The organism is Psychrobacter sp. ANT_H3 (assembly GCF_027919975.1).
Lineage (GTDB): Bacteria > Pseudomonadota > Gammaproteobacteria > Pseudomonadales > Moraxellaceae > Psychrobacter > Psychrobacter maritimus.
Genome location: NZ_JAQISM010000019.1, coordinates 18,849 through 31,172, shown reverse-complemented (window position 1 = coordinate 31,172; position 12,324 = coordinate 18,849). Strand labels below are relative to the sequence as shown.

11 protein-coding genes are annotated in these 12,324 nt (G+C 43.3%); 3 read left to right on the top strand and 8 right to left on the bottom strand.

From position 1 onward, the window contains the following. Positions 1-42: 42 nt before the first annotated feature. The 7 genes from PG901_RS10130 to PG901_RS10100 all read right to left on the bottom strand — a co-directional run bounded on the left by PG901_RS10130 (position 43) and on the right by PG901_RS10100 (position 5,376). Positions 43-543 (bottom strand): hypothetical protein, encoded by a 501-nt coding sequence (locus PG901_RS10130; RefSeq protein ID WP_271134348.1) that lies wholly within the window; start codon positions 541-543, stop codon positions 43-45. A 26-nt stretch (positions 544-569) separates the two neighbouring features. Next, positions 570-710 (bottom strand): DUF2256 domain-containing protein, encoded by a 141-nt coding sequence (locus PG901_RS10125; RefSeq protein WP_271134347.1) that lies wholly within the window; start codon positions 708-710, stop codon positions 570-572. Between the two features lie 45 nt (positions 711-755). Beyond that, positions 756-926 (bottom strand): DUF2256 domain-containing protein, encoded by a 171-nt coding sequence (locus tag PG901_RS10120; protein ID WP_021813321.1) that lies wholly within the window; start codon positions 924-926, stop codon positions 756-758. A 30-nt stretch (positions 927-956) separates the two neighbouring features. Next, the gene (locus PG901_RS10115) at positions 957-1,952 is read right to left on the bottom strand and encodes a Xaa-Pro aminopeptidase (RefSeq protein ID WP_271134346.1); all 996 of its coding nucleotides are present in this window, start codon (positions 1,950-1,952) and stop codon (positions 957-959) included. A 254-nt stretch (positions 1,953-2,206) separates the two neighbouring features. Next, a complete protein-coding gene (locus PG901_RS10110) occupies positions 2,207-2,701 on the bottom strand; it encodes an META domain-containing protein (protein WP_201629486.1) in 495 nt (164 codons plus the stop codon). A gap of 287 nt (positions 2,702-2,988) precedes the next feature. After that, complete coding sequence (locus PG901_RS10105) at positions 2,989-4,119, bottom strand: lipase secretion chaperone (RefSeq protein WP_271134345.1); 1,131 nt, start codon at positions 4,117-4,119, stop codon at positions 2,989-2,991. A 159-nt stretch (positions 4,120-4,278) separates the two neighbouring features. Continuing rightward, complete coding sequence (locus tag PG901_RS10100; RefSeq protein WP_271134344.1) at positions 4,279-5,376, bottom strand: esterase/lipase family protein; 1,098 nt, start codon at positions 5,374-5,376, stop codon at positions 4,279-4,281. Positions 5,377-5,756: 380 nt separating this feature from the next. On the opposite strand from PG901_RS10100, the gene map reads away from it, so the two are divergent. Then, positions 5,757-6,548 (top strand): type I methionyl aminopeptidase, encoded by a 792-nt coding sequence (map, locus tag PG901_RS10095; RefSeq protein WP_372830273.1) that lies wholly within the window; start codon positions 5,757-5,759, stop codon positions 6,546-6,548. Positions 6,549-6,767: 219 nt separating this feature from the next. Next, complete coding sequence (gene glnD / locus PG901_RS10090) at positions 6,768-9,527, top strand: [protein-PII] uridylyltransferase (protein ID WP_271134343.1); 2,760 nt, start codon at positions 6,768-6,770, stop codon at positions 9,525-9,527. 344 nt (positions 9,528-9,871) lie between these two features. On the opposite strand, the gene PG901_RS10085 is transcribed toward glnD, so the two are convergent. Further along, positions 9,872-10,540, bottom strand: coding sequence for a hypothetical protein (locus PG901_RS10085; RefSeq protein ID WP_271134342.1), 669 nt, complete (start codon positions 10,538-10,540; stop codon positions 9,872-9,874). Between the two features lie 333 nt (positions 10,541-10,873). Between PG901_RS10085 and dapC the strand changes: the two genes are divergently transcribed. Further along, the gene (dapC, locus tag PG901_RS10080; RefSeq protein WP_271134341.1) at positions 10,874-12,130 is read left to right on the top strand and encodes a succinyldiaminopimelate transaminase; all 1,257 of its coding nucleotides are present in this window, start codon (positions 10,874-10,876) and stop codon (positions 12,128-12,130) included. Positions 12,131-12,324 lie beyond the last annotated feature (194 nt).

Genomic DNA, 12,324 nt, shown 5'->3' with positions numbered 1-12,324 from the left:
ATAGAGTATTCGATTCAGACCAAGGTTTGAATCGAATTACCTCTAATTCTGTGGAAAAAATAAAACTTTATATAGATCTTCAATACTATCGTATCGAGTAAACTGTCCTTTATTAAGTATACGTATATTGGGTCGTTCAGCTTTTAAACCATCCACATTAGCTTTAGTATGTTTTGCAACTTTAGCATTCTCTAGTCCAGTTAGTGGTCTTCCAGCCTCAGCACCAAAAAAATAAAACGAGCACAGCTCTAAAGTATTTTCATCAAATACTATCCAAACAATACATCCCGAAGGCTTAGTGGCTAAGCGAACATTCACTTTTTGGCCTGACGCTTTAGCACCTAATTTTGAAGTTTTTAGTTGAATATGGCGAATAATATTATTGTCTTCAAGAACAACGTCACAACCTGCGTTATCAACTTCAGGTTTCATGACTTCTAATTGACAATCGTCCTTTAGCCACGATAACTTAAGCATTTCACCGATAAATAAATGTTCAATAAGCTTTTCTCGGAAGCTTGAATGTTCAAAATGTTTGCTCATACTTTGCCTTAATATTTTGGAGTAACTTAGTTTACTTTCCCACGCCGACACCGATCAGAACAATAAATCACCTGCTCCCAATCCTTTTCCCACTTTTTACGCCATGTAAACGGTCGCTGGCAGACGGGGCAGATTTTTTGCGGTAAATTTACTTTTTTATGTGCCATTGTCTGCTCCCTTCTACCCTTATATCTTTACTTCACTATTGACGCCTATTTATCTTCTTTTTGATGATCTAGACCCTCATACTTTTTAATACGCCGACATTGGTCTGAGCAATAGACCATGCTCTCCCAGTTTTTATCCAATTTTTTAGTCCAACTAAACTCACGCTCGCAGACAGGACATTCTTTTTTGCGGACATTCTTTTTCTTGTGCGCCATGATATTTATTACCTTTAGATTAAAAAATTTTTAACGACCCCAAATGGGTGAGCGCACTACCCCGCCCGTTCTACTGCTAATCGCATAACTTGTATTACCGGATAATGAGTGAATAACTAAGCTACCGCCATTTTGACCGCTCACTTGTGGAAGCTTGGTAGGATAGACAGCATACTGTGCAGAAGGCGACAGTCGCGCGGGCTCGTCTAGTCCCGTTTCTGCTAGATTGATAACTTGTCCTGTGGCGAGCGTCATCACCGCCGCCTTACGACCATTGAGGTATGCCAAACGTTGACCATCTAAACTCAGTTGCGGACTGGCCGCATAGCCGGCTGTCGGTATAATACTCGCATGACCCGTGCCAAAGTTATAACGATAAATACTTGGGCGACCAGCGCGAACTTTATCACTGGTATAAACAAAGCTTTGCCCGTCGGCAGCGTAGCTTGGCTGCACCTCAGTACTTGGCAGCGTGGTCAGCTGTTTGGTATTGCCGTCACTTAGGCGCATCTCATAGATATCAGCATTACCACCAACCGTTGAGCTATAGAGCAGTTTTTGCCCATCAGGCGAAAATGAGGCTGATAAATTACTGCCCTCCGCATCTACGATTAGATGTTGCGCGTTGCTTTTGCGCTCATAAATATAAATTTTAGGATGCTGGCGCGCTGCTTGTTTGCTATAGGCCAGCATTTGACCATCTGCTGACCATGCTGGCGCATAGATATAGCCATTTAATTGATCTATCAATTGGCGGTCGCTGCCATCAGGACGAATGCTATAAAGTGTCGATATCTTTGCAGCGCCAAACCCTTGCTCTTCGACATAAGCGATGCGCCCTTGCCGATCTATCACTGGCATGCGCGCCGTCAGTGGATTGCTCGCACGCATATCAGCAGGTGTCTGAGTCATATTATTTGTTGTTAATGTTTGACAACCCGCTAACAAACTAAACGCCGTTATCGCCGTGATGCTACTCAGCGTACGTATATCGAAGAATGACTTTGATACAAAGATGTTAAACATAAGATGACGTCCAATAAAATGTTGATTATTGCGTACTGAGAATCTTAGTAAATCAGGTTAAAAATGAATAGCATAAAAACATCATTGCTGCCTGAATACTTTGCTACCTGAATACTTGGTTTAGCAGCTCATGACAGTGTAGCGTAAACCATGGCAAATTTTAGATAAAAAAATGCCCCACTGCTTAGTGAGGCATTATTTATATTAAATTTTATAGCATTTGTATTAAATAAATCAGTTATTTACAGACTGCTCTATTTAGCAACGGCTTTAAAATAAGCGACTTGATTGTCGTTTTTAATAGTCAAAACAGGTACATTATTAGCATTATTATTGATGCTGTATTTACCTTGTACCGTCGCCAATGTCGCGGTATCAAAGCTGGCTTGTGGCTCAGGGCATGCCATCATCGTCGACATGACATTACCTAATACAACATTACCATTTACGACGCTATAACTAGCGCCCATGTTATTACAAGTATTGGTAAAGGTTACACGGTTGGTGGTGCCATCTTTAAAGAATTTTAGCGTTAATGGTTTTGCTGGATCAAAGAATAATTGGCTTACTTTCTCGCCATTGGTGCGCTTAGCATCGACAAGCTGCCAGTTATGTGCTTGTAGGGCATCAGCAGTAATTGGCTGAGTCACAGGTGCGGTAACACTAGGGGTCGTGGTTTGGCAACCTGCTGCAGCAAGTGTACCAACAGCAAGGGTTGCAGCCATCATCATTTTAGTCATGTTTTTCATATTAGCTCCTGTAATGGTTAACATTCAAAATAAAAAAGTAGTCATTATCTTTTATTTTAAGTATGCATTTTTATTATGATTAATTTATTGTCTTCTTCATTAACCTAAACAATGGCGCTATTATGCACAAATGATAGCTGACTGTCATTATAGATTGGGTATCGATTACCGCGATATTTGTTCCACTGTATGGTTTTTTTGCTAACGCACCTTGTATGAATAAGTATTACCTGCTAACGCTTTAGCCAATAGTTCGTTTCGAAGCCAAGCCTTTATCGAGCATTAAATTAATTAGGATTGGAATTGACACTAGAATTTAAGGCAGCTGCCTTTTGCTTTTGCAAAGCCGCATATCCTGCTAAGCGTTTGCGTTCTGTCTCATTAAATAATTGCTGCTCTATTTGATTGATTTGAGTTTGGGCTTGTACTTTATCTGCATTTTGACTTAACAGCTGCTGTTTTTGTGTTTGATACTGCTTAAAACGTTGATCAAAGTCAGCATCTTGTTGATCGACCTGTGCAAGCCTTGCTGCTGCTGGCGCGCCGACCAAAGCACGGCGCATATTGTATAATTCTTCAGCCGTTGCGCCTTGCGCCTGCATCTGCTCTGTACGACTGATTAACTCCTCCAAATTGGCTTGCTGGGCGATATTGGTTTTAATCGCATTGTCTGGCATACGGCTAATATAATCCTGTCTGGCCGCTTCTTTTTGCGCGTCAGAGAGCTGCTTGTCTTGGTTGATTTTGACCATCGCAAGACTGTAATCATCATACTCATCTTCTGCCCCAAAGAAGGCTTTAATGGTCGCTTTATCAAAATGTTGCTGGCGCAATTTGGCGACGTCTTGTTTTTGCTGTGCTACCACGTTTAAATCCAGCTCGCCAGTTTTTGTCGCTTGTAATTGTAGGTTGCCATAACGGTTTTCTATAGCAGGAATCGCTTTAAGATAGGCCACGTATTGGTCAAATATCGTCACCGCTTGGCTTGCCGCTGGCTCTGGCGTGTGACTGCGGATATAGCTTTCCACCCGAGCATAAATGACGGCTTCCTCTTCTTCGCCTAGCGCCGATAAGAAATAATCAAATAAGCGCCTTAAGCCTTCAGTAACGACCAGCTGCTTATTTTCATCAATGATAATCTCACCATCTACATCCGTCCCTTGCAAGGAGCGCGGTAGACTCTCAAGACCTGTGGTAAATTGGCTACTGCTTTGCTGAGATAATGTGTCAATGCCATTATTAACATTTGCTTCGTCTGTAAAGCTGGCACTTGTTTGATTGTCCAGCGCTGTAGACTGCTCTTGAGAATAAGCATTACTATCATTATTCGGCTTAAACCACCAAATAATCGCTCCTACTAAAACGACTATGACAGCGATGATAACGGGCAAAAATGGTACACGGCGATTATGTGACATAACGACAATATCTTATTTAATCAAGCGGTTTATATAGGGAGTTACTATCCATAAAATGGGATAAAATAAAAGGGTCACTATTGAACTGACCCTTTTATTTAAAAGCGGTTAATTTGCTAACTTATATATAAGCTCTAAAACAAGCTTTAAAAACTAGCTTTATAAGTTGGCTTTTTTCAAGCGGTTAACCTGATCGCGATATAAAGTTTTAGGACTAGGCTGTCCCCATGCCGTCAAACCCAATACTTGATTTGACGAATCTAAATGGTTCATTTTATAGTCATCACGAATCACGTAGCCTAAACGGCTAGAGCAAGCAGAAACCAAACCATCATTGCTCTCGCCATCAAAGGTGGTCCCAGTCAATGCTAAGAGATAATCACTGGGATCTAAGCCATTGGTCACTTGACCGATACCGCTAAAAGAGTAGTACTTGATACCGTTGACTTCAGTATTGGTAGGTTGACCACAATAACTGCTAGGCATAGCGGCTGGAAACTTGGCGTTAAACTTCGCCGAAGACGCAGTAGATAGCGCCGTTACCGCCTCCCAGCCATCTTGCTCTTGTATCTCTTTAAAGCTGATACCCGAGCCGACGTCCATGAAGCCACCAACGAACTTAAAGAAGCCTAAAGCAATCTGAGAGCCTACGTTAAATTCACCTTCAGCATAGCCACTATTCGCGCTACCTTCCACGACTTGCTTAATGACCCAGTCGGCCATTTTTGAGCCTTGCTCGGGACTTGAAACAGCGGTCACAGAGGCAACGTAATTAGGCGCCACACCAGCGACATAACGAATATCGATACCGCCCATACTGTGACCAAATAAATTTACTTTGGGTTTACCTGAAATCGCTGTAATGGTTTTGATTTGTTGTAGTAATTGCTCACCGCGCACTTCACTGTTATTAACAGCGGAGGTCTTAGTGCTATAAACCTCGCTGCCACCTGCCATCAAAGTTTCAGGAATGCCATAAAAGTAGTCAAGCACGCCAAACAGCTTCGTCCAGCCGCCAAGCCCATGTGCCATTACGACAGGATATTTGGTATCGGTATGGCTTGAGGTAAAATACTTGCTACTGACCAGTTTACAGCCCGTTGGATTGGCGCAGTTATAATACTGTCCAGCTGCTTGGGCGGAGGTGGTTTGCAAGGTCATCAGCAGCACACCAGCGGCAATAGAGCCTGCGGCACCTAATGATGGTAAAAGTGCACGTGGCGTGAGCGGCGCGCGAAGACGGTCTTTGAGAGTCATAACAACATCCTTGTTATTGTAAAAACGGGGGTTTAAAAAGGTTTTTATCGTGCTTATTTTTTAACGCTTAGTGCTTATTTTTTAGCGCTCAATTATTGCATCCTGCACCAAGCGCTAAAAACCGTTGCCAATTCATTTAGCAAACAAAATTACAATACTTCTATAATCTGCAACATTCAACCGCTTTTTTACGTCTAAAGCCTATTTCAATGACTTTATAGTCACGTATATGCATATAAATGTGCTGAGACGATTGCTATCAGTATATTGCACTGATTTGGTAGATGCGTACAAACTCGCTAAGCACTTTGCAAAACAGTGCCTACTACATTTATGGTATAATTGACAACCCAAATTCTATAAATATAAGTACGACCATGATGACTAAAAAATCCCTTATCCAATCTCCTGAAGCCATAGAAAAAATGCGCGTGGCTGGTAAACTTGCCAGTGATGTCCTTGTAATGCTCGACGAACACGTCAGAGTGGGCATCAGCACCGAAGCATTAAACCAAATCGCCCATGATTATATTGTTAATGTACAAGAAGCGATTCCTGCGCCCCTTAACTATAACGGCTTCCCAAAATCTATCTGTACCTCGGTCAACCATGTGGTTTGTCACGGTATTCCAACCGACAACAAGCTGCTAAAAGATGGCGATATCATCAATATCGATGTCACGGTTATTAAAGACGGCTATTATGGCGATACCTCAAAAATGTGGATTGTCGGCAATGGCTCAATCATGGCGCAGCGTATTTGCAAAGTGGCGCAAGAAGCCCTTTATGCTGGTATGAGTGTGGTCAAAAACGGCGCACGCTTGGGCGATGTCGGCGCGGCTATCCAAGAAGTGGTCGAACCGGAACGCTTTAGTATTGTGCGCGAGTTCTGTGGACACGGTATCAGTAATGAATTCCACCACGAGCCACAAGTCATGCACTATGGTAAAAAAGGCACGGGTTTTGAGCTAAAAACTGGCATGACCTTTACCATTGAGCCGATGATTAACCAAGGTACGTGGCAGACCAAGATTTTACCGGACGAATGGACGGCCATCACCAAAGACCGTAAGCTGTCAGCGCAGTGGGAACATACCATGGTGGTGACGGACAATGGCTGTGAGGTATTTACCACTCGCCCCGAAGAAGACTTAAGCTTTTTGACCCAGTAATATCATAAAAGATCGCCTAGGCGGTCTTTTTTTTGCCTTATAATTCAGGCATATTGACCATGCTGCTTATTGATTTTCATTTTGATAATTTTAATGTCAGCTCTAGTGGTAGTTTTAATAATAACTTTAGTGCTAAGTTTGATGACAGTACTGTTAATACTCTCAGTAGCACGTTCGTTTTAGTACCCTCATTTGCAAATTTTTAACTGGATAACACTCATGTTTAATTGTGATGTCGCGGCCATTGATTTAACACCCATGCCTTTACTCTCAGCCGATAGCGTGGCAACTGTTTCACCGCTAGGAGATGACAGCGAGAGAAGCAACGCCGTTCATGCAACGGATATAGCAATAGCCGCACTTCCTGAATGGCTACTGCAAATCAATGACGATATCAGCCGCGCGCTCGAACGCGGCGTCAATATTCGCCAATTGGTCACGGCGCGCGCCTGCGTCATCGACGACTTACTGATTGCTTTATTTAACTGGTTTGAGCTTGATAAGACCGATTTGGCATTGTTTGCCACCGGCGGCTATGGTCGTGGTGAGCTGTCATTATATTCAGATGTCGATATTTTGCTGCTAACGCCAAATGAGATTACGGCTAATAGCAGTGAGAAAATTGACAACTTAGTCGCGCTACTATGGGATATTGGGCTTGAGCCTGCCCTATCCGTACGCAGCGTTAGTGAGTGCTTGGAAGCGGCACAAGACCATACTATTGCAAGCACCCTATTAGAAGCCCGGCTGTTAATCGGCAATGAGGAGCTGCAAGAAGTACCCCATAAAATCGTCAATACCCAATGGTCGCCACGTGATTTTTATGAGGTAAAAATCGCTGAAGCAAAAGCGCGTTACTTACAGCACAATGCCACCGAGTACAATCTTGAGCCCAATATCAAAACCGCGCCCGGCGGTCTGCGTGATATTCATATTATCGGTTGGGTGACCAAGCGCTACTTTCGGGTCAGTAAGCTTTATGACTTGGTACAACAAAACTTTTTAACGGAAAAAGAGTTTGATGAGTTAAATTTCGCCGAAGGCTATTTATGGCAAATACGTCACTATTTACATGAGCTGACCGGTCGCAATGAAAACAAGCTGTTGTTTGATTATCAGCGTGAAATTGCCCAGTTAATGGGTTATGAGACACAGCCGGATGATCAGCCTAATGCTGCCGTTGAGCGCTTTATGCGTGATTATTATCGCTGCGCCATGCAGATATCGACATTATCTGAGATGCTGACCAATCATTATTATGAGACGATTATAGAGCCGCAATTACCGGACGAAGAGCGGCCAAAAAAACACCCGATTAACGCCCGCTTCAATCAAGTCGGCGAACAAATCGCGATGTCGCATCATCGGGTATTTGCCCAGCACCCAGAATCGATTTTAGAGATGTTTTTACTCATGGGTCAATACGGCATCAAAAATGTCCGCACCCATACCCTGCGCGCGCTAAAAATAGCGGCGCGCGGTATCGATCAGGTTTACAGAGACAACCCGACGCATCAGGCGCTTTTTTTAGCCAATTTAAAAGAACAAAACTACCTATTTCATCGGCTGCGCACCATGAATCGTTATGGCGTTTTGGGCAGCTATATTCCTGCTTTTGCCCAAGTAACAGGGCTGATGCAGTACGACTTATTTCACCGCTATACGGTCGATGCCCATACTTTATTTTTAATTCGTATTTTGCATCGTTTTACCGATCCGCGCTTTTCTGAAGAATTTCCACTGGTCAGCTCTATCTTTCAGCGTATCGAGCGCAAAGAGATTTTGGTATTGGCGGCGATGTTCCATGATATCGCCAAAGGTCGTGGCGGCAACCATAGCTTACTTGGCGAAACAGAATCGATTGAATTTTGTCTTGCCCACGGTATGAGTACCGCGGACGCGCATTTGGTCGGCTGGCTGACCCGCTATCATCTATTGATGTCGATGACAGCACAGAAAAAGGACATCTCAGACCCCGAAGTGGTGACGCTGTTTGCAGATTTAGTCGGTAACGTTACCCATCTAAACCATCTGTATGTTCTGACAGTTGCTGATATGAATGCCACCAATCCACAGCTTTGGAACAGCTGGCGCGCGACCTTGATGAAACAGTTGTATTCACAAACTAGGCGCATCTTACGCGCCGATATCGACGCGCCGACCAACCGCCAAGATATGATTAGTGCCACGCGCAAACAAGCACTGGCCATGCTTGATAATGTTGACAATCAGCATATGAATCGCGATGAAGTCTTAAGGCTGTGGGATGACTTGGGTGATGAGTATTTCTTGCGCGAGATTGCAGAAGATATCTTATGGCATACCGAAGCTATCTTAAACCATCCACCCCTTGGTCGCGCCTCTGATGCCGATAGCACGCCACTGGTGGTATTGCGCGAGCATCGTGAGCTGGCACTGGATGCGGTGCAGGTGTTTGTTTATACTCAAGATCAGGTCAATTTATTTGCCGTTACTATGGCAGTCTTTGATCAGATGAATCTAGATGTATTGGATGCGCGTATTATTACCGCCACCCGTGATTTTGCCTTGGATTCCTACGTATTGCTCGATCGTAGCGGTACGCTATTGGTCGATATCGACAGCCAACAAGAACTTAAACAGCGCTTAATCGATGCTTTTAAAAATCCGACCGTTCCTAAGCTGACGCATCGCAAAATCCCGCGGCAGCTGCGACATTTCGATGTGGCAACGACGATTAACTTTGAGTTTAATGAAGCCTCAAATCAGCATATCATGAGTTTAGAAACCCTTGATCAACCAGGCTTACTTGCCCGCGTCGGACAAGTGTTTTTACAACAAAAGATTGAGGTGCATGCCGCCCGTATTACCACGTTAGGCGAGCGCGCCGAAGATATGTTTTATATCAGTGATCAAGACGATTTGGCATTATCGGCTGATAAGCTTGAGACGTTAAAAGCGACATTGATAGAAAGTCTTAGCATTCGCAACGAGGCTTAATGTATCTAGGATATTCATTTTAAAGCCGCGACAGTGCGACTGGGATGAATTTTTCGTAGCCTCTGTGATAACAACCAGCAAGGAAAATTTAACCAGTCGCACATCACTCTTTAGGTGTCGATTTTGTTTTGAAGCGCTTATATTTAGGTGCTTTATTTATGTTTCTTTGAGCTTAAATATTTATTGTTAAAAGAGTAAAAATCTAACCGTTAAACACTGACAAAAAACGCTTGATAGTTAATAGCTATCAAGCGTTTTTTTATAAGATAAAACCTGGTTCATATAAAGAGGGCATATATTTTAAAGCAGATTATCCAATCAACTATTTTATAAATAGCGTAACTCTATAATATACTTTTATAGATGATCTCACTGGCATTTTCTTTCAGCTCATCATCAGCCAGCTCTAACGGCAATGTCTGCGCTTTTAGCTGCTGTTGCCCAAGTATCAAGCGCCCAGCCTCCACTTCTTTTTGTAATAAGCGCTGCAAGCTTGCCAAACGAAACTTGCCATCGTAATATTCATAGATTTGCCGTAAAGAAATCGGCGCCTTGGCATGCACATCACGATATAGGCTATCTGCCGCCAAAATCGTCATCTCATTAAGCAATTCTTCGCGCAATACATCGGCTTGATTGATTTTGCTTTGTAGATGGTTGGCAAATCGACCTTTAAAATAAAGCATCCCGATAAAAATCAGCGTCTGTATGGCAAATAAGCCAATATACTGCCATAAAGGCAGCGAAATATCTAACAGCTTGCTTAGCAGCATCAGTACCATCGCCACAATAACATAGCTGACCAATTGCCAAAGCAGCCACATCATAAAGCTATTATCGCCAAACCAAAACATCTGCCTTTCTTTTAACAACGTCAGCTGCTGCCGCGCTTGCCACCAGACGTGCTCGCGTTGTTCTAATTGCGCGTACAGCTCGGCACGCTGATTCCCATCGAAATCTTTGTCATTGATATCTTTAGCGCTGCGCTCATCAGTTTGTAAAACACTAGACATATCAAAGTATCCTTAAAATAATCTGTCGTTGCTGCTGACAGTTATTTTTTGCTTGGTTAATAAGTTACACCTGCTCAATCTTATCGATGCTTAATAGCATGATGAAAATTCCCTAGACTCAAAACTCATTGTTAAAACTCATTGTTAAAACGCATTGTCATTACTCGCTGTCTTTCAAACATCGCCGATCTAAATCGCTTGAATAGGTTGCTTTTGATGGACAATGATAAGCATGAGAAGAAAAAGACAAAAAATAAGAGAAGTGCTACACTGCTCAAATGTAATTTTTCTTTATAACTTTATTATTAATTGTCCATTATAGTTAGCCTCCTTATGAATCACAACTTAACGACCCTGCATCCTTACCCGTTCGCTAAGATAGCGACTTTACTTGCCAACAGTACGCCAGCCCATAACCACAGTGAAATTAAGCTGGGTATTGGCGAGCCAAAACATGAGCCACCCGCCTTTGTGTTGGACGTACTACGCGAAAACTTGGACAAAATAGGCCAATATCCAACCACTAACGGGCTGTTCGAGCTGCGTCAAACCATCGCCCATTGGCTAGAGAAGCGCTTCTTTTTAAATCATCTCGATCCTCATAGCCAAGTATTGCCAGTCATGGGCACGCGCGAGGCGATTTTTAGCTTGGTGCAAGCGGTGATTGACCATACACCAACCGAGTTATCCGAAGGCATTTCTAATCAGTCAGCCAGTAAAAAAATGCCGGAATCTGCGCAACCACCTACGGTTGTGATGCCCAATCCGTTTTATCAGATATACGAGGGCGCGACGATACTGGCACAAGCGACGCCGTACTTTATGCCTTGCACCATTGATAATGATTTTAAAGGTAACTACCGCGCCGTACCAAAAGACGTCTGGACGCGCACGCAGTTATTGTTTGTCTGTAGTCCGAACAATCCAACTGGCTCAGTGATGACCATGGACGATTGGGAGTACCTATTGCGTTTATCGGACCAATACGGTTTTGTCATTGCCAGTGACGAGTGTTATAGCGAGCTGTATTTTGATAGCGCGCCGATTGGTCTATTGCAAGCTTGCGCAGCGCTTGGTCGTCATGACTTTAAAAATTGCGTGGTATTTCACTCTTTATCTAAGCGTTCAAACTTGCCCGGTCTGCGTTCAGGCTTTGTCGCGGGTGATGCCAGTATTTTGCAGCCTTATTTGCAATATCGCACTTATCAAGGCTGCGCGATGCCGATACCGCATCAGCTTGCTTCCATCGCCGCTTGGGAAGATGAAAAGCACGTGGCGCATAATCGAGCACTCTACCAAGAAAAATTTGCCTTATGGATGTCGGAGCTTGGTGAATTACTTGATTTACGCATGCCAGAAGCAGGTTTTTACTTCTGGATAAAAGTACCTGAGCAGTTTGATGGCGATGACGAAATCTTTGTCAAAGCCTTGTACGAGCAAGCGAATATTCACGCGCTGGCTGGGCGTTACTTGTCACGTGAGGTCAATGGGGAAAATCCAGGACAAGGTTATGTACGCATTGCCTTGGTTGCCAGCGTTGAAGAAAGCCGCGAGGCCATCAGTCGCATTCGTCGATTGCTTGGCGCTTAAAAGCTCATATTAAAAACAAGCTTAAAAGCTTGTTGAAAGACAATTTAAGCGCTAGAACCACTGATAATTATTAGCATACTACCAAGAAACCGCCAATAACCACAATATTATCATGGTTATTGGCGGTTTCTTGCTATGCTGTTTATCAAACAATGCTATAGTAAAAATAACGCGTCTCAGTTTCTCTATTTATT

Bases quoted from the DNA above. Each gene is read 5' to 3' on its own strand.
- dapC (WP_271134341.1), top strand. From the start codon at position 10,874: ATGAATCACAACTTAACGACCCTGCATCCTTACCCGTTCGCTAAGATA.
- glnD (WP_271134343.1), top strand. From the start codon at position 6,768: ATGTTTAATTGTGATGTCGCGGCCATTGATTTAACACCCATGCCTTTA.
- PG901_RS10085 (WP_271134342.1), bottom strand. From the start codon at position 10,540: ATGTCTAGTGTTTTACAAACTGATGAGCGCAGCGCTAAAGATATCAAT.
- PG901_RS10130 (WP_271134348.1), bottom strand. From the start codon at position 543: ATGAGCAAACATTTTGAACATTCAAGCTTCCGAGAAAAGCTTATTGAA.
- PG901_RS10100 (WP_271134344.1), bottom strand. From the start codon at position 5,376: ATGACTCTCAAAGACCGTCTTCGCGCGCCGCTCACGCCACGTGCACTT.
- PG901_RS10115 (WP_271134346.1), bottom strand. From the start codon at position 1,952: ATGTTTAACATCTTTGTATCAAAGTCATTCTTCGATATACGTACGCTG.
- map (WP_372830273.1), top strand. From the start codon at position 5,757: ATGACTAAAAAATCCCTTATCCAATCTCCTGAAGCCATAGAAAAAATG.
- PG901_RS10110 (WP_201629486.1), bottom strand. From the start codon at position 2,701: ATGAAAAACATGACTAAAATGATGATGGCTGCAACCCTTGCTGTTGGT.
- PG901_RS10120 (WP_021813321.1), bottom strand. From the start codon at position 926: ATGGCGCACAAGAAAAAGAATGTCCGCAAAAAAGAATGTCCTGTCTGC.
- PG901_RS10125 (WP_271134347.1), bottom strand. From the start codon at position 710: ATGGCACATAAAAAAGTAAATTTACCGCAAAAAATCTGCCCCGTCTGC.
- PG901_RS10105 (WP_271134345.1), bottom strand. From the start codon at position 4,119: ATGTCACATAATCGCCGTGTACCATTTTTGCCCGTTATCATCGCTGTC.